Consider the following 23,074-nt stretch of genomic DNA (forward strand, 5'->3'; position numbering starts at 1 on the left):
TGGGAGGCTCACCCATCGCGGGCTCTTGTCTCCTTCTCGGGTCGGTGGATCGGGATCGTCTGCGCACCCCCATGGTAAAGGACACGCAAAGCACGCTGGTCAAGTGCACAACGCTCGGGACTTCCCCGTTGTTCCGCCGATGGGTGGTTTACCTCGCCCGGTCTCGGCAAGGCGGACAGGATGCCGCGCTCTGCCACCACAGCCGTAACTCCGGTAAGACCCGTCACCCGCCCCACCGGTTCCCCAGGTTCCACAGCGGCGAGAGCGACGGCCGAGCGGCCGCGACAGCGGGACGCGTTCTTCGACAACGCCAAGTACCTGGCGATCGTGCTGGTGGCGATGGGGCACGCCTGGGAGCCACTGCGCTCCGACAGCCGCGCGGTCACCGCGCTCTACATGGTCGTCTACGCCTTCCACATGCCCGCGTTCATCGTGATCTCCGGCTACTTCTCGCGGAACTTCGACGCGAGCCCGGCGAAGATCAGGCGGCTCGTCACGGGGGTCGTGGTCCCCTATGTCGTCTTCGAGACGGCGTACACCTACTTCACCCGCTGGTCCGACGGCGAACCCGACCGTGCGGTCAGTCTGCTGGACCCGCTGTATCTGACCTGGTTCCTGGCTGCGCTGTTCATCTGGCGGCTGACCACACCGATCTGGCGGGCGGTGCGGTGGCCGATGCCGATCGCGCTCGCCGTCGCGGCGCTGGCCACGCTCACGCCGTCCATCGGCAAGGACCTCGACCTCCAGCGCACGCTTCAGTTCCTGCCGTACTTCGTGCTCGGTCTGTGTCTGCGGCCCGCGCACTTCAGTCTGGTCCGGCAGTGGCGGGTGCGGATCGCGGCGGTGCCGGTCATGGCGGCCACGCTCGTGTTCGCGTACTGGGCGGCGCCGCGCATGGACTACGCCTGGTTCTTCCACAAGGACGCCGCCGAGGACTTCGCCGTGCCCGACTGGTACGGACCCCTCATGACCCTGACCCTGTTCGGCTGTTCGCTGGTCCTGGTCGCCTGCTTCCTCTCCTGGGTGCCGGGGCGCCGGATGTGGTTCACCGCGCTGGGCGCGGGCACGCTCTACGGCTATCTGCTGCACGGGTTCGTCATCCAGGCCGCCAACCACTGGCACTGGTCCCACGTCGAGTGGTTCCATCAGCCGCTCGGCAAGGTCACCGTCTCCGTCGTCGCCGCCGCGGTGGTGACGGTGTTGTGCACGGCGCCGGTGCGGCGGGTGTTCCAGCGTGTGATGGAGCCGCGGATGAACTGGGCCTTCCGCAGGGAGGCCTGAGGTCGGCTCGAACGGGCACTCGTATTGTCACCAACGACTGAGGGGTGGCAGACCGCTCATGGAGATTTCCGGCGTCATCAGCGCCATCGTCATCGGCATCGTGATCGGTGTCCTCGGCCGGCTCGTCGTCCCCGGTCGGCAGCGCATCGGCATTCTGTGGACGATCGTGATCGGCATCGTCGCCGCGTTCATCGGAACCGGCATCGCCGCCGGCCTGGACGTGGCCGACACCAAGGGTGTCGACTGGGTCGAGTGGCTCATCCAGATCGCCCTCGCCGCCCTTGGCGTGGTCGCGATCAGCAAGGTCAAACTGCGTCGATGAGGGGTGCCGGCCGGCCCGTGCGCCAGGTCACATTCCGAGCGAGAACAAGGTCACAGGCCTGCACTCTGCTGGAACTTCAGTGATCTGCCCTAGCATCCGAGCATGACGGTCCTGCCTGACGACGGGCTCGCGCTGGCCGCCGAGTTCCCTGACGCGACACACGAACAATGGCGACACCTCGTAGCCGGGGTGCTGCGCAAGTCGGGCAAGGAGGTCTCGGACGGTGCGGCGGAGGATGCTCTGGCCACCGTGCTCGAGGACGGGCTCGGCGCCCGCCCCCTGTACACCGCGCGCGACGCCGCACCCGACCCCGGCCTCCCCGGCTTCGCCCCGTTCGTCCGTGGCGGCCGGGCCGCGGGCAACACCGCCGGCGGCTGGGACGTGCGCCAGCGGCACGCGGCGGCCGACGGCCAGGCGGTCCTGACCGACCTGGAGAACGGCGTCACCTCGGTGTGGCTGCCGCTCGGCGAGGGCAGCGGCATCCAGGTGTCCGAGCTGGGCCGGGTGCTCGACGGCGTCTACCTCGACCTCGCCCCCGTCGTCCTCGACGCGGGCGCCGAGACCGAGGCCGCCGCACAGGGGCTGCTGAAGCTGTACGAGGAGCGCGGCGTCGCCCCCGACGCGGCCCGCGGCAACCTGGGCGCCGACCCGCTGGGCTTCGAGGCGCGCACCGGGCGGTCGTACGACATCGCACCGGTGCTGAAGCTCGCCCAGCGCTACCCCGGACTGCGCGCCCTGACCGTGGACGCGCTGCCGTACCACGAGGCCGGCGGTTCGGCCGCGCAGGAGCTGGGTGCCTCACTGGCGACCGGCGTCGCGTATCTGCGCACGCTCACCGAGGCCGGACTGAGTGCCGAACAGGCCTGCGCCCAGCTGGAGTTCCGCTACGCGGCGACCGCCGACCAGTTCCTGACCATCGCCAAGCTACGCGCGGCGCGCCGGCTGTGGGCGCGGGTGGCCGAGGTGTGCGGGGTGCCGAAGGCGGGCGCCCAGGTGCAGCACGCGGTGACCTCGCCGGTGATGATGACGCGCCGCGACCCGTGGGTGAACATGCTGCGGGCCACGATCGCCACGCTGGCCGCCGGTGCCGGTGGCGCCGACGCCGTGACCGTGCTCCCCTTCGACCAGGAGCTCGGGCTGCCGGACGCGTTCGCCCGTCGTATCGCCCGCAACACCTCCACGATCCTCATCGAGGAGTCCCATCTGTCCCGGGTGATCGACCCGGCGGGCGGCTCCTGGTACGTGGAGCGGCTGACCGACGAACTCGCCCACGCGGGCTGGGAGTTCTTCCGGACGATCGAGCGGGACGGCGGCCAGGCGGCCGTCCTGCGCTCGGGCCGGCTGCGCACCGACCTCGCGACGACCTGGGCGGAACGCTCGAAGAAGCTCGCCAAGCGACGCGAACCCATCACCGGGGTCAGCGAGTTCCCGCACCTGGCCGAGAAGCCGGTGGTCCGCGAGCCCGCGCCCGAGCCGCTGACCGGCGGGCTGCCCCGGGTGCGCCGCGACGAGGCCTACGAGGAACTCCGCGCTCGCTCCGACGCCCACCTGTCCGCCACCGGCGCCCGCCCCCGCGTCTACCTCGCCGCCCTCGGCCCGGCCGCCGCGCACACCGCGCGGCTGACCTTCGCCGCCAACCTCTTCCAGGCGGGCGGCATCGAGGCCGTCACCGAGGGCACGTTCGCGCAGAGCGGTGCCACCGAGGTCTGCCTGTGCTCCAGTGACGCGCTGTACGCGGAGCAGGCCGAGGCCACGGCCCAGGAGCTGCGCGCGGCGGGTGCCACGCACATCTCCCTCGCCGGCCGACCGGCGGAGTACGCGGGTGTGGACTCCTACGTCTTCGCCGGCTGTGACGCCGTCTCCGTACTGACCGACGCTCTCGACCGCTTGGGGGTCTCCCGATGACCGTCCCCGACTTCTCCGGGATCGATCTCGGAACCCCGGACGCCACCGGCACCGCCGACGACTGGCAGGCGGCCGTCAAGAAGGCCGGTGACGGCGACGACCTGCTCTGGGAGACCCCGGAGGGCATCCCGGTCAAGCCGCTCTACACCGGACAGGACCTGGAGGGCCTGGACTTCCTGGACACGCGTCCGGGTGTGGCGCCGTATCTGCGCGGCCCGTACCCGACGATGTACGTCAACCAGCCCTGGACGATCCGCCAGTACGCGGGTTTCTCCACGGCCGAGGAGTCCAACGCCTTCTACCGCCGCAATCTCGCGGCCGGCCAGAAGGGTCTGTCGATCGCCTTCGACCTGCCCACCCACCGCGGTTACGACAGCGACCACCCGCGCGTGACGGGTGACGTCGGCATGGCGGGCGTGGCCATCGACTCCATCTACGACATGCGGCAGTTGTTCGACGGCATCCCGCTGGACAAGATGACCGTGTCGATGACGATGAACGGCGCCGTACTGCCGGTGCTCGCGCTCTACATCGTCGCCGCGGAGGAACAGGGCGTACCGCCCGAGAAGTTGGCCGGGACCATCCAGAACGACATCCTCAAGGAGTTCATGGTCCGCAACACCTACATCTATCCGCCGTCGCCGTCGATGCGGATCATCTCCGACATCTTCGCGTACACCTCGCAGCGGATGCCGCGCTACAACTCCATCTCCATCTCCGGCTATCACATCCAGGAGGCCGGTGCGACGGCCGACCTGGAGCTGGCGTACACCCTCGCCGACGGGGTCGAGTACATCCGCGCGGGACGTGAAGCGGGCCTGGACGTCGACGCGTTCGCGCCCCGGCTGTCGTTCTTCTGGGCGATCGGCATGAACTTCTTCATGGAGGTCGCCAAGCTGCGCGCGGCACGCCTGCTGTGGGCGAAGCTGGTGAAGCAGTTCGACCCGAAGAACACCAAGTCCCTTTCCCTGCGCACCCATTCGCAGACCTCGGGCTGGTCGCTGACCGCGCAGGACGTCTTCAACAACGTGACGCGCACCTGCGTGGAGGCGATGGCGGCGACGCAGGGCCACACCCAGTCGCTGCACACCAACGCCCTCGACGAGGCGCTCGCGCTGCCCACCGACTTCTCCGCGCGCATCGCCCGCAACACCCAGCTGCTGCTCCAGCAGGAGTCGGGCACGACCCGGGTCATCGACCCGTGGGGCGGCAGCGCGTATGTGGAGAAGCTGACGTACGACCTCGCGCGCAAGGCCTGGCAGCACATCCAGGAGGTCGAGGCGGCGGGCGGCATGGCCAAGGCCATCGACGCCGGTATCCCGAAGCTGCGCATCGAGGAGGCCGCGGCCCGCACCCAGGCCCGCATCGACTCCGGCCGGCAGCCGGTGATCGGCGTGAACAAGTACCGGGTGGCGAGCGACGAGGCGATCGACGTCCTCAAGGTCGACAACTCCTCCGTGCGCACCCAGCAGATCGAGAAGCTGCGCCGGCTGCGCGCCGAGCGTGACGAGCGGGCCTGCCAGGACGCTCTCGACGCGCTGACCCGGGCGGCGGGCGGCGAGGGCAACCTGCTGGAGCTGGCTGTGCACGCGGCCCGCGCCAAGGCGACCGTCGGCGAGATCTCGGATGCCCTGGAGAAGGTGTACGGCCGGCACGCGAGCCAGATCCGTACGATCTCCGGCGTGTACCGCAACGAAGCAGGGGAGTCCCCGTCCGTGGACCGCACCCGCGCCCTGGTCGACGCCTTCGAGGAGGCGGAGGGCCGGCGCCCGCGCATCCTGGTCGCCAAGATGGGCCAGGACGGCCATGACCGCGGCCAGAAGGTCATCGCCACCGCCTTCGCCGACCTCGGCTTCGACGTCGACGTCGGCCCGCTGTTCCAGACCCCGGCCGAGGTGGCCCGGCAGGCCGTCGAGGCGGACGTGCACATCGTCGGGGTGTCGTCGCTGGCGGCCGGTCACCTCACCCTCGTCCCGGCGCTCAAGGAGCAGCTGGCCGAGGAGGGGCGCGAGGACATCATGATCGTGGTCGGCGGGGTGATCCCGCCGCAGGATGTGCCGACCCTGCTGGAGATGGGCGCCGCGGCCGTGTTCCCGCCCGGGACGGTGATCCCGGACGCCGCCCACGACCTGGTGGAGCGGCTGTCGTCCGACCTCGGGCACGACCTGTGATCGATGTCGACGCGTATGTGAAGGGCGTGCTCGACGGGAAGCGGGCGATCATCGCGCGCGCCATCACGCTCGTCGAGTCCACCCGGCCCCAACACCGGGTGCTGGCACAGGAGTTGCTCACCGAGCTGCTCCCGCACAGCGGCCGGTCGCGGCGGATCGGGATCAGCGGGGTGCCCGGCGTCGGCAAGTCCACCTTCATCGACGCCTTCGGCACCCTGCTGACCTCGCTGGGGTACCGGGTCGCGGTCCTCGCGGTGGACCCGTCCTCCACCCGGACCGGCGGCTCGATCCTCGGCGACAAGACCCGCATGGAGCGCCTGGCCGTCGACCCGGCCGCCTTCGTGCGCCCCTCGCCCACCGCCGGCACGCTGGGCGGCGTGGCCAAGGCGACCCGTGAGTCGATCGTGGTGATGGAGGCCGCGGGCTACGACGTGATCCTGGTGGAGACCGTCGGCGTCGGCCAGTCCGAGACCACGGTCGCCAACATGGTCGACACCTTCCTGCTGCTGACCCTGGCCCGCACCGGCGACCAGCTCCAGGGCATCAAGAAGGGCGTCCTGGAGCTGGCCGACGTGATCGCCGTCAACAAGGCGGACGGCCCGCACGAACGCGACGCGCAAACGGCCGCACGTGAGCTGGCCGGCGCGCTGCGCCTCATGCACGGCAAGGACGCCTTCTGGGCGCCGCCGGTGCTCAGTTGCAGCGCCCGCGAGTCGACCGGCCTGGACACCGTCTGGGAGCGGATCGAACAGCACCGCACCCTGCTGGACTCCACCGGCCGCCTCACCGCCAAGCGCCGCGACCAGCAGATCGACTGGACCTGGAGCATGGTCCGCGACGAGCTCCTGGACCGGCTGACCGCCGACCCGGAGGTGCGCGCCCTCGCTCCCGGCCTCGAACAACAGGTCAGGGCAGGCGAGTTGACGGCGACACTGGCCGCCGAGCGCATCCTGAAGGCCTTCGGGAACGGCCCGGCCGCCGAGGACTGAGGGCCCGCTCCCGTGGCCGGCGCCCGCACCGGCGCCGTCGCGGAACCTCACCGGCGCCGTCGTGGGACCTGCGCCGGTCCGCGCAACGCGCGGGCGCGCGCTTCTTCTTCCGGCTGGTGAATCCGGAACGGACTGACGGGCCGGCCACGGTCCGTTGGGAGGCCAGGTCACCGCGCCGGCAGGCGTACCCCGAGTTCGTCGGCCGCCGAGCGCAGCACCGGCACCATCGCGATCATGTCGTCCATGCTGCGGCGGAAGGCCGGGGCGGCCGTGGAGAGGGCGGCGAAGACCGTGCCGTCGGGGCGCAGGACGGGGACGGCGACGGCGCGAAGGCCCGCGTGGTGTTCCTCGTCGGCCGTGGCGTAACCGCGTCCCGCGGCGCGGGCGACCTCCTCGCGCAGGACATCGCGATCGGTGATGCTCCGGGGGCCGTGCGGGGTGAGTTCGACGCGGTCGAGGAGGTCCTCGCGGACGTCGTCGGGCGCGAAGGCCATGAGGACCTTGCCCATGGAGGTGCAGTGCAGCGGGCCGTGACGGCCGGGGTCGCTGCGGACGCCGACCGGCAGGGGGCCGTCCACGTAGTGCACGTACAGATGGCGGGTGCCGTCGAGGACGGACATGAGGGTGGCTTCCTCGGTCTGCCGCGTCACCCGCTGCATCACGGGCAGTGCGGTGCCGGCGAATCCGTAGACCTGGCCCGCCCGCTGGCCGAGCTGGAACAGCCGGAGCCCCGGCTTGTAGCGCTTGCCCGCGGCCTCGAACTCCACCAGGCCCTCCCGGCACAGGGAGTTGACCAGCCGGTGCGCGGTGCTGACGGCGACGCCGCTGGCCCGGGACAGCTCGGAGAGCGTGATGCCGTGCGGATGCTCGCCGACCAGGACGAGCAGCCGGATCGCCCGGCCCACGACATCGGCGGGCACAGCGGAGGGCAGGGCGTCCGGCGCCTCACTGGTGGCACTCATACTCCGCAGATTACCATTGAGTGGATAAGTTTTCCACTGAATGGAAAAACAGCGATGAGTCATCCTCTCTTCGACGTCACCGGCAAGGTGGCCCTGGTCACCGGTTCCAGCCGTGGGATCGGCCGGGCCCTGGCCACGGGCCTGCTGGAGGCGGGCTGCACGGTCGTCCTGAACGGCCGTGACGCCGTGGCCCTGGAGGCCGCCCGCAAGGAGCTGGCCGGGTCGTTCGGCGACCGCGTCCGGACCGAGGCCTTCGACGTCACCGACTCCGCCGCGGTCGCGGACGCCGTCGCCCGCGTCGAGGACCGCGCCGGACCGATCGACATCCTGGTGAACAACACCGGCGCCCAACGCCGCGCCCCGTTCCTCGACTTCACCGACGAGGACTGGCACGGCCTGCTGGACACCAACCTCACCAGCGCCTTCCTCGTCGGCCGCGAGGTCGCCCGGCGCATGGTGCCGCGCGGCCACGGCAAGATCGTCAACATCTGCTCGCTCCAGAGCGAGGCGGTCCGCCCCGGTATCGCGCCGTACTCCGCCACCAAGGGCGGCCTGAAGATGCTCACCAAGGGCATGTGCGCCGACCTCGGCCCGCACGGCATCCAGGTCAACGGCATCGGCCCCGGCTACTTCGACACCGAGCTGACCTCCGCCCTGGTCGCCGACGAGGAGTTCAGCGCCTGGGTCCGCGGCCGGACCCCGGCCGGCCGCTGGGGCAAGGTCGAGGACCTCGTCGGCGCCCTGCTCTTCCTCTCCTCCCCCGCCTCCGACTTCGTCAACGGACAGCTCGTGTACGTCGACGGCGGCATGCTCTCCGTCCTGTAACCCCCGAAGGAGCACTCATGCACGCCTGTGTCGTCCACGGAGCCGGTGATCTCCGGGTCGAGGAACGGCCGTACGACGGTCCCGGCGCCGGTGAGATCGCGGTCACCGTCGCCCTCGGCGGGATCTGCGGCAGCGACCTGCACTACTACCACCAGGGCCGGGTGGGGGACTTCGCCCTGCGCGAGCCCATGGTGCTGGGCCACGAGGTGGTCGGCCATGTCGCCGCCCTCGGTCCCGGCACCGACGGCCCGGCGCCCGGCACGCCCGTCGCGGTCCACCCGGCCACACCCTGCGGCAGCTGCGCCGAGTGCACCGGCGGCCGGCGCAACATCTGCGCCCGCACCCGCTACCTCGGCAGCGCCGCCCATTCCCCGCACGTCCAGGGCGGGTTCGCCCAGACCATCACCGTGCCCGCCGAGCAGATCCGGGCGCTGCCGCCGGGCCTGGCCCTGCGGCGGGCCGTCCTCGCCGAGCCGCTGTCGGTGGCGCTGCACGCCGTCAACCGGGCGGGCGAGGTGCGCGGCAGGCGGGTCCTCGTGACCGGCGCCGGGCCGATCGGCTGTCTGGTCGTGGCCGCGCTGCGGCGACGGGGCGCCGCCGAAGTGGTCGTCAGCGACCTGTTCGACGAGCCGCTGCGCCTCGCGACCGCCGTGGGCGCCACGGCGACGGCTCGGGCGGACCGGCCCGAAGACCCGGCCTGGGCGGGCGACTTCGACCTCGCGATCGAGGCGTCCGGTGCCCCGGCGGGGCTGCGGACCTGCGTGGAGCGCGTCCACCGCGGCGGCACGGTCGTCCTGCTCGGGCTGCTCCCGCCTGGCGAGATCGGCCTGTTGGGCAATGTCGCGGTCACCCGCGAACTCGAACTGCGGGGCGCCTTCCGCTTCGACACCGAGTTCGACGAGGCGCTCGCCCTGCTGGCCGAGGGCCTGCCCGTGGACCCGGTCGTGACGCACACCTTCCCGCTGGCCGAGTCCGTCACCGCGTTCGCCACCGCGCAGGACCGGACGGTCGCCTCCAAGGTGCTGCTCGACCTGTCGGGGGCCTGACCGTCCGAAGAGCCGCTCACTGTCGAGCAGTTGGGGCGGGTACGTTCGCTCACATGCGCATACGGACGATGGTCATAGGCGGCGGAATCGGCGGTACGGCGACGGCGTTGGCCCTGCACAAGGCGGGCGCCGACGTCGTCGTGCACGAGGCGCATCCCGACTCGGCAGAAGACCTGGGCGCGTTCCTCACCCTGGCGAGCAACGGCATGCGGGCGCTGGCCCAGTTGGACGCCGGTGCCGCCGTCCGCGCGGTCGGGTTCCCGCTGCGGTCGATGCGGGTGCTCGACGCGACGGGCGCGGAGGTGGGACGGGGGCCGCTGGGCGAGGCCGACGATCCGCTGCTGCGGTTTAGGTGCGTGCGCCGCGGCGACCTCAACGCGGCGCTCCAGACGGAGGCGGCGCGCCGGGGCATCGACGTGCGGCACGGGGTGCGGCTGACCTCCGTCGAGGAGGGCCCCGACGGTGTCACCGCCCGCTTCTCGGACGGCGGCAGCACGACGGCCGACCTGCTCGTCGGCGCCGACGGCCTCCACTCCACCGTCCGGGAGGCGATCGCCCCGGGCGTGCGTCCGCGCTACGCCGGGCAGCGCGTCTTCTACGGCTATACCGGCGCCGCCCGCCCGTCCGGCGCCGCCGAGCAGATCACGATGGTGCGCGGCGGCCGGGCCGCGTTCGGGTACGCGGTGTCGCCCGACGGGGAGACGTACTGGTTCGCGCGCGTGGCGGACGTACCGCCGAAGGTGCCCGGCGGCTGGCGGGAGCCGCTCGTGGAGCTGCTGCGCGCGGACACCGGCCCGGCCGCGGACATCGTCGCGGCCACCCACGACGACGTCCTCGTCACCGACGCCGCCGAGATCCCCGTCGGCACCCCGTGGCGCTCCGCCCGGACGCTGCTCGTCGGCGACGCGGCCCACGCGGCGTCCCCCGCGACCGGCCAGGGGGCGTCGATGGCGCTGGAGGACGCGGTCGTGCTCGCCAAGTCCCTGCGGGACACCCCGGATCTCGACGTCGCGCTCGCCCGCTACGAGGCGCTCCGCCGCCCGCGTGTGGAACACAACATCGCGGTCAGCGGCGCCCTCTCCCGCGGCGACCGCCCCACCGGGGCGCCCCGCCCCGGCGAGGACGACCTCGTACAACTGCTGGACTGGAACAGTGAGTTGGCGGCCTGAGCCATGGTGTCGATCAGATCCAGCCGTCCAGGGACTTCATGAACCCCTCGAAGTCGTCCCGGTGGATGGTGTGGCCCGCCCCGGCGACCGTACGCACCTCGAAGCCGCTCGCCCGCAGCCGCGTCACGTCCTCCGCCCCCACGAGGAAGCTGGGCTCGGCGAGTTGGACCAGGGAGGGCACGGCCGGGCGGTCGGGGACGAAGCCGGTGAGCGGGCGGCCGTCGAGGAAGTACGAGGTGTCCGCGTCCCAGTCGGCCAGCGTGGCCACCTCGACGTCCACGTCCTCGGGGGCCCAGCGCGGGTTCGACCGGGCTATGTGCTCCCGTGTGACGTTCTTGCCGGACGCGAAGGTCTCGGGGTCCAGGGGCTGTTCGGGGTCGGGTGAGGACCAGGCCGGATCGGAGTAGACGGCGCGCAGCGGGCGCAGCCGCTCCACCGCGAGGGAGAGGGCGAGTCCGCCGAGGGAGTGGCCGATGATCACGTCGGCGGACGGCGGCAGGGTGTCCACGAGGTCGTCGGCGAAGTCCCGCGGGGTGTACTCGCCGCGCGGCGAACGGCCGTGGCCGCGCAGGTCGACCGCGAGCACCCGGTAGCCCCGTTCCGCGAGGGCCGGTCCGACGCGGCGCCAGGTGCGGGAGTCGGACATGATGCCGTGGACGAGCAGGGCCGTCCGGTCGCCGGTGCCCCATTCACGGGTGTGGAGTTGCACGGAATGCCTTTCGCTCCGGTGAGTGTGCCGCAGTCAGTGTGCGGCCTCACCCGGACGGCCCTCCCTGCGGGCAGGCCGAGCGGGGGCTTCTTAGCGTGGCGGGTATGTTCCGGCCGCCGGTACCGAGGTGACCATGCGCAAGTCCTCCGACCCTCCGCCCGCCTCCTCGCCCTCCGCTCAACCGCCGCTGTGCAAGGGACAGTTCGCCGGTTCCGACGAAGGGCGGACGTGCACCGCGCGGGCCCGTTTCGAGATCGGCCGGTATGTCGACTTCCCGCTGCCAGTGTGCCCGGAACATCTCGGGCCGTCCCTGCTGCGGGCGCGCAACGTGCTGTGGCCGCCGGAGATCAGACTGATCGGCTGACCGTCCGCAGCGCCATGGCCAGAGGCCGGCGAGCACACCGGCCCGAGCGTCGCGCGCTCAGCGGCGGGCGCGGCGGAGTTCCGGGCGGGGCGGGTCGATGAACTGGAGGGTGAGGGTGGCCGGGGGTTCGGCCAGGCCGGGGCCGCCGGCCGCCACCCAGTCCAGTACGTCGTCCGTGCAGGCGTCGTCGCCGGACCAGCCGATCCAGGTCGCCCGGCCGCCCCGGCGCCGCCCCTCGCCGGAGGGCTGTACGACGAGGACGTTCGCCTGGTCGCAGGGGCCGAGACAGTCGGTCGTACGGACCGCGAGCCGGCCGCCGGACTCCGCGGCGGCGGCCCGCAACCGGTCGAGCTGCCACTGATGGTCGACACCGGGGTGCTTGCGCGCGTCGCCGCAGCAGCACCCCCGGCAGAGCACGAGGGTGCACGGCCTGGCACCGGCGGCCCCGAACACGGCCCGGCTTCTCGGCACGCTCACGCCATCCCCTCCCGGTGACCCATCGACTTCCAAGATCGTACGTACTTGTACGGCGCACCCAGACCGCGGCCGACCAAACCGTTGACGGAGACATGCCTCATCCCTATCTTCTGATCGGAATCACGAACTACGTTCGAAATTACGGACAGGGACGGTCTCGTATGCCTCGGACTCACCTCGGCAGGCACCGCGGAGCGCTGCTCGCCTGTGTGCTCGGCCTGCTCCTCGCGCTCGTGGCGGCGACCCCGCCGGCACAGGCCGCGGAGGGCCGCCCGTACACCAATCCGCTCAAGTCCTACAAGGGCGCCGACCCCTGGCTGGAGTACTACGACGGCAACTACTACCTGATCACCACGACGTTCACCGGCATCCTCGGCATCCGGAAGTCGCCGACGCTGGCGGGCCTCGCCACCGCGCCCAACGTGCAGGTGTGGTCGGACACCACGTCGACCCGCAACACCAACATCTGGGCGCCGGAGATGCACTTCTTCGACGGGCACTGGTACGTCTACTACTCCGCCGGACAGAGCGGGGTGGCCTGCTGCGACTCGCAGCGCACGCATGTCCTGGAGAGCGCCGGGACCGACCCGATGGGCCCGTACACCTACAAGAACACGCTCACCGGGTCCAACCTCAGCCCGAACGGCTGGCTGATCGACGCGAGCGTGCTGGAGCACGGCGGCAGCCTCTACCTCGTCGGCAGCGGCTTCGTCAACGGCAGTGCACAGAGCCTGGTCATCGCGCCGATGAGCAATCCGTACACGCTGGCCGGCGGTACCTTCACCGTCATCTCCAGCCCGACGGCGAGTTGGGAGACCTCCGGCTCCCCCGTCAACGAAGGCCCCGAGCCGCTCTATCACAACGGCCGCACGTTCCTGACCTTCTCGGCGAGCTCCTGTCAGACGGCCGACTACAAGCTCGGCATGCTGGAGCTGACCGGCTCCGATCCGCTCAAGGCGGCCTCCTGGACGAAGAGTCCGTCGCCCGTGTTCCAGCGCAGTGACGCCAACGGCGTGTACGCGCCCGGCCACAACGGCTTCTTCTCCTCGCCCGACGGCACCGAGAACTGGATCGTCTACCACGCCAACTCGTCCTCCTCCGGCGGCTGCGGCAACGGACGGACCACCCGTGCCCAGAAGTTCACCTGGAACGCCGACGGCACCCCAAACTTCGGCACCCCCGTCGCCCTCGGCACCTCCCTGCCCGGCCCCTCCGGCGAGAGTGCGGCGACCCCGACGTCGTACACCCTCGTCAACCGCAACAGCGGCAAGTGCCTGGACGTGAACGGCGGCAACACCGCCGACGGCACCAACATCTTCCAGTGGACCTGCAACGGCGGGACCAACCAGAAGTGGAGGATCGAGGACCTCGGCGACGACACCAACCGGCTGGTGAACGTGGCGACCGGCAAGGTGGCCGACATCGCGGACTGCTCCGCCTCGGACGGCGCCGACATCCGCCAGTGGTCCTGGCTCAACAACAAGTGCCAGCGCTTCCGTCTGGTGTTCACCGCCACCGGCGACTACGTCCGGATCGTCAACGAGTCCACCGGCAAGGTCGCCGACGTCGCCGACTGCGGCACCACGAACGGCTCCGACGTACGGCAGTGGACCTGGCTGAACAACAACTGCCAGCAGTGGCGCCTCGTTCCGACGACCTGACCCTCCCCCTCTGCTCGCGCATCTGGAGAACTCCCTTGAGACGCAACGCCGTTCGTCTGCTACTGGCTCTGCTGGTGGCACTCACCGCATGCCTGGGCACCGCCCCGGCCCAGGCCGCCGTACCCGACTCCCCCGCCGTGACCTACACCAACCCGATCGCCGAGAAGCGGGCCGACCCGCACATCTTCAAACACACCGACGGCTACTACTACTTCACCGCGACCGTCCCCGAGTACGACCGCATCGTGCTGCGCCGGGCCACCACCATCCAGGGCCTCAACACGGCCTCGGAGGTGACCATCTGGACCAAGCACAGCAGCGGTGCGATGGGCGCGCACATCTGGGCGCCGGAGATCCACTACATCGACGGCAAGTGGTACGTGTACTTCGCCGCCGGCTCGACCAGTGACGTGTGGGCGATCCGCATGTACGTCCTGGAGGGCACCGGCGCCAACCCGCTGACCGCGACCTGGACCGAGAAGGGCCAGATCACCACCACGTGGGAGAGCTTCTCGCTGGACGCGACGACGTTCGTCGTGAACGGTGTGCGGTATCTGGCGTGGGCGCAGCGCAACCCGTCGGAGAACAACAACACCAGCCTGTTCCTGGCGAAGATGGCCAACCCCTGGACGATCAGCGGGACTCCGGTCGAGCTGTCGCAGCCGACACTGTCGTGGGAGACGGTCGGCTACAAGGTCAACGAGGGGCCGGCCGTGATCCAGCACGGCGGCAAGGTCTTCATGACGTACTCGGCCTCGGCCACCGACGCCAACTACTGCCTGGGGATGCTGACCGCGTCGGCGACGGCCGACCTGACCAACGCGGCGTCCTGGACGAAGAGTTCGACGCCGGTGTTCCAGACCAACGCCGCGACCTCGCAGTACGGGCCGGGCCACAACTCCTTCACCACCTCCGAGGACGGCAAGTCGGACATCCTCGTCTACCACGACCGCAGCTACAAGGACATCAGCGGCGACCCGCTGAACGACCCCAACCGCCGCACCCGGGTGCAGAAGGTCTACTGGAAGGCGGACGGCACCCCGGACTTCGGCATCCCGGTCGCCGACGGTGTCACCCCGAAGCGCTTCTCCTCGTACAACTTCGCGGACCGGTTCATCCGCCACTGGGAGTACCGGGCGAAGATCGAGGCGAACGTCTCGCCGCTCGCCGACTCTCAGTTCCGGGTGGTCACCGGCCTCGCGGGCACCGGCACGGTCTCGCTGGAGTCGGCGAACCTCCCCGGCTACTACCTGCGGCACAAGAACTTCGAGGTGTGGCTGGAGAAGAACGACGGCACGTCCGGCTTCGCCTCCGACGCGAGCTTCTACCAGCGGTCCGGGCTGGCCGACTCGGCGGGGGTCTCGTACGAGTCGTACAACTACGCGGGCCGGTACATACGGCACTACAACTACCTGCTGTATGTGCAGACGCCCGCCACGGCGACGGACCGGGGGGATGCCACGTTCTACGCGCAATAGCCGGTCCGGAAGCCGCTTGAAGGCATGATCAAACAGACTATAAACCGCGTGTATAATCGCTGTGTATAGTCTGGACATGCCATCTCTGACCAACCAGATGCACAAAACGGGGACCAGGTTCCGAGCGGCGCTGATGTCGGCGGCGGCAGCGTGTCTCGCGCTGTCGCTGACCGGCTGCGCGAAGGTCGACACGACCGCGCCCAGCGCCGCCCGGGCCGAGGCCGCGCCGGCCACCGCGCAGGCCCGGTTCGGAACCGTCGACTGCCGTCACACCAAGTGCATCGCGCTCACCTTCGACGCCGGACCGAGCGAGCACTCCGCGCAGCTCCTCGACATCCTCAAGGAGAAACAGGTCCCGGCGACCTTCTTCCTCCTCGGCAAGCGGCACATCGAGAAGTACCCGGAGCTCGTCAAGCGCATGGCGGACGAGGGCCACGAGGTGGCCAGCCACACCTGGGACCACAAGATCCTGACCCGGCTGAAGCCGGACGGGATACGCGAGGAGCTGGAGCGCCCGAACCGGGAGATAGAGCGCCTCACCGGGAAGCGTCCCACCCTCATGCGCCCGCCACAGGGCCGTACGGACACCGACGTCCACGACATCTGCAAGGAACTGGGCATGTCGGAGGTGCTGTGGACGGTCACCGCCAAGGACTACACGACGACCGACTCGGCGCTGATCCAGGAACGGGTCCTCGCGCAGGCGTCCCGCGACGGGATCATCCTGCTGCACGACCTCTACGACGGGACGGTGCCGGCCGTGCCCGGCATCATCGACGCGCTCAAGGCGCGCGGGTATGTGTTCGTGACCGTGCCGCAGTTGCTGGCACCGGGGAAGGCGGAGCCGGGGAAGGTGTACCGCTGACCCGGCTGACGCCGGTCACCAGGCGAGGTGAGGGCGGTACGGCGAGCGATGGATCATCGTCGGCCGCATCTCGACGGCTGCACCCTCCGCAAGCCGCAGCCGGCGGCACCGAATGCCACGAACACCGCTGCCCCGGCCGGAAGTTCCGTCCCCGCCAGGGTGACGGGCCGGGTGGTGACCCTTCGGAACCCCTGTAGCGCGCTGTCGTAACGGGTCGACGAGTTCGGCGACGCGCTGAGCGACGTACGGCACCGGTCAGGCGTCCAGTTCCGCGAGATGGGTCAGCCCGTCGTCGCGCCGTGCCCGCTCGTGGAGCGGAAGGGCTCAGAAGACGACGGACCAGCCCTCCCGGGCGGCCTGTTCCTTGGTGTAGGAGACGCCGTGGACCTTCAGCGTCCGGGCGTCGAAGAGAGTGATCTCCCCGCCATGGTTGCCGAGTTGGGCCCCGTCTCCGGCGAGCGGTACGGCGAGACAGGCACCGGCGGCGAGCGTCCCGGCGGGCACCGCGGACTTCTGCCCCAGACGGTCGCCGATGCGCCAGCCGGTGAGGTCGACGGGGTCGGGCGAGGCGTTGAGCAGCGTGACCGTCTCCGCCTCGGGCGCCGGGCCGGGCGGGTTGACCAGCGCGGCGACGATGCGCACGGGGACGGTGTCCGGAGCGGGCAGGTCACCGTCGACATCGTCCAGGGCGTGCCCGGTGACATCGTCGGTGTGCCAGGCCTGGCTCTGGAAGGCGAGGAAGATCCCCACCCACCGCTCCTGGCCCGGGAAGTGAATCAGCATCCCCCCGTCCTGCCACACCCCGTCGTCACCGCGGAAGCGGCGGCTGTTGCCCTGGTTCATGTGGAGGTCGTGGATCCCGTTGCCCGGCAGAAAGCCGAACACCTTGTCCTTGACGCCGGGTTCGGGACCGAAGCGCTCGCCGAAGAGATACAGCCGGGCGTCGGGATCGGCGACGGCCCGTCGTACCCAGTGGTCGAGGATGTCGGCGAGGTCGTTGCCGTCGCCGGGGAGGTCCGGGGGCAGGGTGCGCATCGTCGCCGGGTCGAAGAGGTTGCCGCGCACGAAGTCGAGGTTGGGCCCGCCGGGCCCGGGCGGCAGTGTGTTCCACCCGCCGGCCAGCCCCGCCAGCCGGGCGGTGACCGGGTGCCGGAAGTCCTCGTCGACGAGGTAGAGCAGCTCGGAGGGCCGCTCCTGGGACAGCACGTTGACGGCGGCGCGGTAGTGGACGCCCTGGTCGTCGGTGAGATGGACCTGATAGTGCGGGGTGTCGACGGCGCCCTCGCGGCGGGTGTCGACGGCCCGGGTGATCAGTACGCCGTAGGCCTTCAGTGGCATGGCGATCAACTCCCCCTGTCGATGGGCGGAATGCCCATCAGTGAGGGAAATCGTAGAGCGCGCGTGCGGTGCGGGGAGGCGCGATCCGCCCGGCGTACGCCCGTCGGCCGACAGGTGTCTGCACCAACTCTGTGAGCCGGCTATGAATATGCCGCTGAGCTGCCCGGACTCCCTAAGATCGTTACGTGGTCACCTTCTTCCTCGAACGCACGGCCCCCCTGCCGCGGGCCGAAACCTGGCGCCGCCTGACGGAGTGGCCCCGCCACGGTGAGGTCGTCCCACTGACCCGCGTGAAGGTCGAGACGGCCGGCCCTACCGGCGTGGGCACGGTGTTCGTGGCCCGGACCGGCGTGGGGCCGGTGGCCTTCGACGACCGCATGGAGGTCACGGTGTGGCACCCACCGACGGATTCCGACCCCGGGTTGTGCCGGCTGGAGAAGCGGGGGCGGGTCGTCACCGGGTGGGCGGAGATCGAGGTGGGGCCGGGACCGGGGGGACGGAGCCGGGTGGTGTGGCGGGAGGAGCTGGGGTTTTGGTTTCTGCCGGGGGTGGTGGATCCAGTGACGCGGAGGGTGGCTCGGTATGTGTTCGGGCGGGCGGTCAATCGGTTGTTGAGGATGGGGTGAGGGTCATCGGTGGTCGGAGACACGGCCCGGTACGAGTCGCCGTAGAGCCTCCTGAGTCTCCGGGTCGGTGGAGAAGAGGACGACGCCTGTTCTGCTGCGGGTGAGGAGGACGCGGTAGGCGTTTCTGATCACCGGGTCGGCGCTCTCGTCGCTCATCGGGATCGCCCGGAGGCGGGGGTCGGCGTTCGCCTCCCGCACAGTGATCCACCGCCCGTCGCGGTAGAGCAGGTCCGGCCCCAGGATCACTCCGCACCAGTCGTACTCGTAGCCCTGGACGGTCTGCGGGGTGCCGATCCGGTCGAGACGCGCCGTGGGGTGCGTCGGCTTCTGCCAGAGACGGTGCCACTCCCCCACGCGTACACCTGAACCCTCGGCCCCGGCCGATGTCCAGCACGCTCCCGCCGCCAGCCGTACCGTGGAGCCCTCCTCCTGGCGCGCTTTCAGGAAGGTCTCCATCTCTTCCGGACCGTCGGCCGTGAGTACGACATGACGGTCGTCCGGGATCCAGGGTGCGGCGTCCTCTTCGGGGGCGAGCAGCTTCGAGACCCAGAGCGGGTAGACGCCGCTTCCGCCGAAGCGCAGGGGATCGTCGAGGGTCAGGACATCGACGGGCAGGCCACGCTCCTGCGCGGTGGCGAGGATCACGTCGGCGCTCGCTTCTCCTTCGGGCCGCAGGGTGGCGCCCTCGTCCAGGAGGAAGACGCACACGTCCGCGGAGTCGAGCAGTTCGCCGATCCGCCGGTCCGGGGACCATGGAGTGCCCCAGGTGTTCAACGCGGACCGCCCGATCTGCCCGCAGTCGAATACCAGCAGGTCGAATTCATGACGCCCGGACGGCCCGCTCGTCACGCCGCCGGGGATGCCGTCGGCGGGCTCGCCCGCTCGGCCGGTCTCACGTCGGACGACCTCGTCGACCGCGTGCCCCACGCTCTCCCCGAAGGGGGTCCAGCCGGTGACGTAGACCGCTGTGGCCCCGAGCTGCCGCACCTCCAGGAATAGCCTCACCGCCGCTGCCGTCTTTCCCGTACCCGCTGCCCCTCTCACCAGCAGGACCCGCTTCTCCCGCCGACTCACCGCGGCCATGGCCAGGCCCACCACGAGTGTCTGCGCACGCAGCGGGTGGAAGGGCAGGGGCGACTCGTGGTTTCCGAGGGCGGTCAGCACTCCTGGCAAGGGGACGTGCGCGCCCGCCAGCAGCAGGTCCGCCGCGTCCGTCCCGGAACCGGCGGCGATACGGTTGCGCAGCCAGTCCGTGAACAGTGCCCGGTCGTCGGCGAGGAAGAGCCGATCGGAGCCTGCCGTGCTCCGGCCGGTCGTGTTGTACAGAAAGGCCGCCACGTCGACCGTCCGGGAGCGACGCCTCAACGGCGCGTTCGTGTCGTACAGGTGGGCCCTGCGGGCACGCGCGCGCTCCAAGGGATTGACTCCGTTGCCGTGGTCGCCGAACCGGACGAGACGAGGTTCGTCAGGGTCCACGCCCAGCACCGGCCAGGGTCTCAACTCGACGCACACGTAGGCGGGTTCGCCGGTCGCGGGGTCCCAGCCCGCCAGCGTGACGTCCGCCGGTCCGTCGGCCGGCCCGCCGAGTTCGCCCAGCAACACCGTGACCGCTTCGAGGCCGGCATCGAGCAGGACCGCCGCCAGCGCGGCGAAGTCACCGCGCAACTCGTCCAGCCTGCTGGGGTCGGCCGACGTTCGCGGATGTTTGCGGACTTCCGCCTGCCACACGTCCGTCGCGACCTCGGAGACGGTCGCGGCCAGCGCTCCGGCGGACGTACGCAGGAGGAACGAGCCGTTGCGCGGATGCCGCTGCCGAAGTGCTCCCGGCTCCGGTTCACCCGGCTCTGCCGCCCCATCGAGCGCACCGGCACCGTCCGCCTCCGCCCCGGCCGCCGGCCCCACCTCGTAGACGTCCCCCCGCGGCGTCCGCAGCCGAACCGGCCCGCCCCCCACAGGAACGGACCGGGTCTCCCCGGGCGGAACCGTCACCGTGCGCGGGACGGCCCCGTCGCTCAGCACTTCGACGACCCGGGGATACGTGTCCGGCACGACAATCGCCGTGTCCTGGGAGGTGGCCCGTTCGGCGCCCAGCGTCAGCGAGAAGCCGGACCGGGACACCGTCAGCAGGGCGTCACCGACCGCGTCCCCGATGACGGCCACGTCGTCGGCGGTCACCCCGGGCGGGGCCGGCCGGTGCTCCAGGGCGACGTCGGGCACCCGATACACGGCGGCCGTCACCAGCTGCCAGGCTGCCGTGCTCGCGCGTACCGACTCGGGCAGCCGGGGCCAGGCACCGGCCAGCCAGTCGGCGATGCCCTCACGGTGTTCCTCGACGAGCGCGCGGAGCGCGGGGAGCAGCAGGGCGTCGACGGTCGCCGAACCGTCCTCGACGGTCAGCCCTCCGCTCACATCGAGCCAATTGAGCCGCTCCTCGACGCGCAGCGCGGGTGAGATGTGGACGTGGACCTGCTCCAGGACGTTGCCGAGCTGCCAGAGGGGGTCGTCCGGGGCGCTTGCCGCGAGCAGTTCCGCCAGTTCGGCCCGCAGGGCCGGCAACAGCTCCGTGCGAAGCGCCATCGCTTGTGGTGTCTGGGCCGCCGTCCAGGGGCTGAACCAGAGGTCCGCCTCGTCGCCCGCGTCCAGGAGGGGGAACACGCGCAGGCGGACGGCCCGGATCAGCTCCGGTTCGATGCGGGTCGCGACGCTGAGGGCCACGGCCAGCCGACGGGCGCCGGGCGGGGGTTCGGGAAGGCCGGCGGGTATCGCCAGGAGGGCGGGCCGGCGGGGCGGTGGTGCAAAGCGGCGGGCGAGCGCTTCGGCTTCCGGGCCCGGGATCCGCTCAAGCAGTTCCAGGAAGGCGTCGGTCTCGTCCTGAGGGACCTGGGCCGGGTGCGGGAGCACTTCGAGGACCGTCGCGCCGAGCAGGGCGAACGCGGCTGTCTCGGTGGCGGTTCGGGGTGGGAGGTGGCCGGCGACGCGGTCCCTCACGGCTTGGGCCACACGCGGTTCGAGTTCGGGCGCCTCGGCGAGCCCGGCCGCGACCAGCAGATGGATGCGCACGGCGTCGGACCGCTCCGGTGCCGCATCTCCGCGTTCGAGGGCGAGTTGGAGCAGCATCGAGCGTTCGCGGGGCCTCGCCAGCCCTACGGCGCAGAGGAAGATGTCCCGCCAGCGGTCGTCGTGGGCGTGCTCGGCCAGCAGCCCGAAGTCACCGTTCTCGACCAGCGAGTAGGCCGTCAGATAGTCCATGAACGGGCGGTGGACGAAGTCGATGTCTCCGTCGGGCAGCGACCGCAGCACGCCCGAGCGGTTGAGGAGAAAGGCCAGCGCCTCCTCCGGAGTGGGCACCTGGGTCAACCGTGCTCTGCTGTCGTCGATCACCAGGCATGCCCGGTTGTACGACACCGCGTTCTGCCAGTTGCGGACCATCCAGTACGCGAGGTCGCCGAGCAGCCTCACCTGCACTGCCTGCGTAAGCGTCCCTCGGACGTCCAGGGCGACACCCCGCTCGGCGTCCCTCCTGCCGAGCATCATCTCCAGAAGGCCGGCGTACAGGGCGGCACGTGTCCCCGGCAGCTGTCCGTCACGCTCGTCGTGAACCGCGCACAGGACCGCGCACATCAAGGGAGTGGTGGCGATCTCCGCCAGGTCGGCCCGCTCCCGCAGCAGCGACAGCAGTGCTTCCGCCCGTGCGGCGGCCACCGCACTCCCGTAACGCGCCCGGTACCAGCGCCGTACGGCGCGTCGCACGTCCGCAGCCGAGAAGGGGAGGAGCTGCACATCAACGAAATGGAGGTCGCCGAGCCAGCTCTCGCCGACGGCCTTGGTGCGGCAGCTGACGACCCATCGGTTCAGTGGGTAGGCGGCGCACAGCTCTCCCACCCAATGGCGCACATGGGCACGTTCGGCTTCCGGGAGTTCGTCCACGCCGTCGACGAGGAGAAGGCCGCGTCCCTGTGCCAGGACCCGCCGCGCCCAGGCCGGGGGCGCGGACAGCGGACAGCCCCCGGTCGACAGGAGGCCCGACGGCCCCGGCAGGAGGCCTTCTCGGATCAAGCCGCGTACCGGCAGGAAGAACGGTACGAGGGCGGGCTGGTCGTACGGTTGCGACCCGAGGTCTGCTGCGGCCCGTACCGCGAGCCACTGCAAGGCCGTCGTCTTGCCCGCCCCCGCCGTGCCGCGCAGCACGAGCCGGGGGTTCTCGAGAGAGACCTCCTCGAACGACCGCGGCTGCGCGTCGAAGTCCGAAGCGCGGCGGATCACGACCGGCGGCACATAGGTCGGGGCGAGCTCGGTCACGGGGCCGACGCCGGAGGGCGCACCGAAGAGGCGTGTGCTGCCGTACTTCGCTGTGACGTACTCCCGGTACCTGCGTTCGAACTCGATGTCGCTCGTATCGGGGGTCCGTACGAAGTCGAGCACCAGACGGCAGACGGCCGTCACCAGGCGCCGCGCCTCCTGTTGCTGCCGCGCCGACAGTCCTTGGCGCTGAATCTCGTCCAACAGCCGTTCGGCCAGGCGGACATGTGTCGCATCCCAGTTCCGGAGGTCCGCCGGCGCCCAGCGGACCAGCAGCCGTACCGCCCCGCGCACCACTTTGAGGACGTCGGACAACTCCTCCTCGGACAGGTCGACGACAGCGGCGTACCCGACCGTTCGCCGTACCACCGCCGGCACGAACTCTGCGATGACAGGCTCCAGTTCAGCCCTGTCGGCAGACGTCGGCTCGTGCCCGAACAGCTGCCCGAGCATGGGCAGCACGGCCTCGGACAACCCGGGTTCGACGAAATCCCCCTCCACAGTGCCGAGTATCTCCGACTCCTTTGCCCCCGACCACGCCCCTCCGTCAGAATCGGCCTGTGAACACGCTCGGGGGAAGCACACTG

18 protein-coding genes and 1 pseudogene are annotated in these 23,074 nt (G+C 70.9%); 13 read left to right on the forward strand and 6 right to left on the reverse strand.

The genetic code is table 11. From position 1 onward, the window contains the following. Positions 1-180: 180 nt before the first annotated feature. The 5 genes from OG866_RS09115 (at position 181) to meaB (ending at position 6,668) form a co-directional block, all read left to right on the forward strand. Positions 181-1,281: an acyltransferase family protein gene (locus OG866_RS09115; RefSeq protein WP_329333173.1), complete on the forward strand. Its 1,101-nt coding sequence runs from the start codon at positions 181-183 to the stop codon at positions 1,279-1,281. A gap of 58 nt (positions 1,282-1,339) precedes the next feature. Continuing rightward, positions 1,340-1,603 (forward strand): GlsB/YeaQ/YmgE family stress response membrane protein, encoded by a 264-nt coding sequence (locus OG866_RS09120; RefSeq protein ID WP_329333174.1) that lies wholly within the window; start codon positions 1,340-1,342, stop codon positions 1,601-1,603. 102 nt (positions 1,604-1,705) lie between these two features. Then, on the forward strand, positions 1,706-3,508 hold the full coding sequence (locus OG866_RS09125) for a methylmalonyl-CoA mutase family protein (RefSeq protein ID WP_329333177.1): 1,803 nt from the start codon (positions 1,706-1,708) through the stop codon (positions 3,506-3,508). Continuing rightward, entirely contained in the window at positions 3,505-5,679 is a 2,175-nt protein-coding gene (gene scpA / locus OG866_RS09130; protein WP_329333178.1) for a methylmalonyl-CoA mutase, read from the forward strand. The genes OG866_RS09125 and scpA overlap by 4 nt, the downstream gene beginning before the upstream one ends. Further along, positions 5,676-6,668 (forward strand): methylmalonyl Co-A mutase-associated GTPase MeaB, encoded by a 993-nt coding sequence (gene meaB, locus OG866_RS09135; RefSeq protein WP_329333180.1) that lies wholly within the window; start codon positions 5,676-5,678, stop codon positions 6,666-6,668. The genes scpA and meaB overlap by 4 nt, the downstream gene beginning before the upstream one ends. 167 nt (positions 6,669-6,835) lie before the next feature. Here meaB and OG866_RS09140 read toward each other — a convergent pair whose 3' ends face one another. Then, a complete protein-coding gene (locus OG866_RS09140; RefSeq protein WP_329333182.1) occupies positions 6,836-7,630 on the reverse strand; it encodes an IclR family transcriptional regulator in 795 nt (264 codons plus the stop codon). A gap of 54 nt (positions 7,631-7,684) precedes the next feature. Between OG866_RS09140 and OG866_RS09145 the strand changes: the two genes are divergently transcribed. From OG866_RS09145 to OG866_RS09155, 3 genes are read left to right on the forward strand one after another with little or no spacing between them, the layout of a single operon-like run. Further along, positions 7,685-8,455 carry an SDR family oxidoreductase gene (locus OG866_RS09145; protein ID WP_329333184.1) on the forward strand — a complete coding sequence of 257 codons (771 nt, stop codon included), beginning with the start codon at positions 7,685-7,687 and terminating at the stop codon, positions 8,453-8,455. A 17-nt stretch (positions 8,456-8,472) separates the two neighbouring features. Beyond that, a complete protein-coding gene (locus OG866_RS09150) occupies positions 8,473-9,501 on the forward strand; it encodes an L-idonate 5-dehydrogenase (protein WP_329333186.1) in 1,029 nt (342 codons plus the stop codon). A 53-nt stretch (positions 9,502-9,554) separates the two neighbouring features. Beyond that, positions 9,555-10,670, forward strand: coding sequence for an FAD-dependent monooxygenase (locus OG866_RS09155; protein ID WP_329333188.1), 1,116 nt, complete (start codon positions 9,555-9,557; stop codon positions 10,668-10,670). A gap of 13 nt (positions 10,671-10,683) precedes the next feature. On the opposite strand, the gene OG866_RS09160 is transcribed toward OG866_RS09155, so the two are convergent. Then, a complete protein-coding gene (locus OG866_RS09160; RefSeq protein WP_329333190.1) occupies positions 10,684-11,379 on the reverse strand; it encodes an alpha/beta fold hydrolase in 696 nt (231 codons plus the stop codon). A gap of 133 nt (positions 11,380-11,512) precedes the next feature. On the opposite strand from OG866_RS09160, the gene OG866_RS09165 reads away from it, so the two are divergent. Further along, positions 11,513-11,743, forward strand: coding sequence for a hypothetical protein (locus tag OG866_RS09165; protein ID WP_329333193.1), 231 nt, complete (start codon positions 11,513-11,515; stop codon positions 11,741-11,743). A gap of 57 nt (positions 11,744-11,800) precedes the next feature. On the opposite strand, the gene OG866_RS09170 is transcribed toward OG866_RS09165, so the two are convergent. Next, a complete protein-coding gene (locus OG866_RS09170) occupies positions 11,801-12,220 on the reverse strand; it encodes a (2Fe-2S) ferredoxin domain-containing protein (RefSeq protein ID WP_329333195.1) in 420 nt (139 codons plus the stop codon). Between the two features lie 161 nt (positions 12,221-12,381). Between OG866_RS09170 and OG866_RS09175 the strand changes: the two genes are divergently transcribed. The 3 genes from OG866_RS09175 (at position 12,382) to OG866_RS09185 (ending at position 16,224) form a co-directional block, all read left to right on the forward strand. Then, entirely contained in the window at positions 12,382-13,881 is a 1,500-nt protein-coding gene (locus tag OG866_RS09175; protein ID WP_329333197.1) for a family 43 glycosylhydrolase, read from the forward strand. Positions 13,882-13,916: 35 nt separating this feature from the next. After that, positions 13,917-15,359 carry a family 43 glycosylhydrolase gene (locus OG866_RS09180; RefSeq protein ID WP_329333199.1) on the forward strand — a complete coding sequence of 481 codons (1,443 nt, stop codon included), beginning with the start codon at positions 13,917-13,919 and terminating at the stop codon, positions 15,357-15,359. 76 nt (positions 15,360-15,435) lie between these two features. Continuing rightward, positions 15,436-16,224 carry a polysaccharide deacetylase family protein gene (locus tag OG866_RS09185; RefSeq protein WP_329333201.1) on the forward strand — a complete coding sequence of 263 codons (789 nt, stop codon included), beginning with the start codon at positions 15,436-15,438 and terminating at the stop codon, positions 16,222-16,224. 15 nt (positions 16,225-16,239) lie between these two features. On the opposite strand, the pseudogene OG866_RS09190 reads toward OG866_RS09185, so the two are convergent. Both OG866_RS09190 and OG866_RS09195 read right to left on the reverse strand, forming a co-directional pair. Then, positions 16,240-16,439, reverse strand: a pseudogene (locus OG866_RS09190) (cytochrome P450); the annotation flags it as partial. Positions 16,440-16,548: 109 nt separating this feature from the next. Beyond that, positions 16,549-17,562, reverse strand: coding sequence for a DUF2278 family protein (locus OG866_RS09195; protein ID WP_329333203.1), 1,014 nt, complete (start codon positions 17,560-17,562; stop codon positions 16,549-16,551). Positions 17,563-17,747: 185 nt separating this feature from the next. Between OG866_RS09195 and OG866_RS09200 the strand changes: the two genes are divergently transcribed. After that, positions 17,748-18,188: an SRPBCC family protein gene (locus OG866_RS09200; protein ID WP_329333204.1), complete on the forward strand. Its 441-nt coding sequence runs from the start codon at positions 17,748-17,750 to the stop codon at positions 18,186-18,188. 3 nt (positions 18,189-18,191) lie between these two features. Here OG866_RS09200 and OG866_RS09205 read toward each other — a convergent pair whose 3' ends face one another. Continuing rightward, entirely contained in the window at positions 18,192-22,988 is a 4,797-nt protein-coding gene (locus OG866_RS09205) for a DNA/RNA helicase domain-containing protein (protein ID WP_329333206.1), read from the reverse strand. Positions 22,989-23,074 lie beyond the last annotated feature (86 nt).

Origin of the sequence: Streptomyces sp. NBC_00663 (assembly GCF_036226885.1) — a bacterium.
Lineage (GTDB): Bacteria > Actinomycetota > Actinomycetes > Streptomycetales > Streptomycetaceae > Streptomyces.

Excerpts from the sequence above, each read along its gene's own strand:
- OG866_RS09175 (WP_329333197.1), top strand. The coding sequence starts at position 12,382 with ATGCCTCGGACTCACCTCGGCAGGCACCGCGGAGCGCTGCTCGCCTGT.
- OG866_RS09115 (WP_329333173.1), top strand. The coding sequence starts at position 181 with ATGCCGCGCTCTGCCACCACAGCCGTAACTCCGGTAAGACCCGTCACC.
- OG866_RS09145 (WP_329333184.1), top strand. The coding sequence starts at position 7,685 with ATGAGTCATCCTCTCTTCGACGTCACCGGCAAGGTGGCCCTGGTCACC.
- OG866_RS09155 (WP_329333188.1), top strand. The coding sequence starts at position 9,555 with ATGCGCATACGGACGATGGTCATAGGCGGCGGAATCGGCGGTACGGCG.
- scpA (WP_329333178.1), top strand. The coding sequence starts at position 3,505 with ATGACCGTCCCCGACTTCTCCGGGATCGATCTCGGAACCCCGGACGCC.
- OG866_RS09125 (WP_329333177.1), top strand. The coding sequence starts at position 1,706 with ATGACGGTCCTGCCTGACGACGGGCTCGCGCTGGCCGCCGAGTTCCCT.
- OG866_RS09195 (WP_329333203.1), bottom strand. The coding sequence starts at position 17,562 with ATGCCACTGAAGGCCTACGGCGTACTGATCACCCGGGCCGTCGACACC.
- OG866_RS09120 (WP_329333174.1), top strand. The coding sequence starts at position 1,340 with ATGGAGATTTCCGGCGTCATCAGCGCCATCGTCATCGGCATCGTGATC.
- OG866_RS09140 (WP_329333182.1), bottom strand. The coding sequence starts at position 7,630 with ATGAGTGCCACCAGTGAGGCGCCGGACGCCCTGCCCTCCGCTGTGCCC.
- OG866_RS09165 (WP_329333193.1), top strand. The coding sequence starts at position 11,513 with ATGCGCAAGTCCTCCGACCCTCCGCCCGCCTCCTCGCCCTCCGCTCAA.
- OG866_RS09150 (WP_329333186.1), top strand. The coding sequence starts at position 8,473 with ATGCACGCCTGTGTCGTCCACGGAGCCGGTGATCTCCGGGTCGAGGAA.
- OG866_RS09185 (WP_329333201.1), top strand. The coding sequence starts at position 15,436 with ATGCCATCTCTGACCAACCAGATGCACAAAACGGGGACCAGGTTCCGA.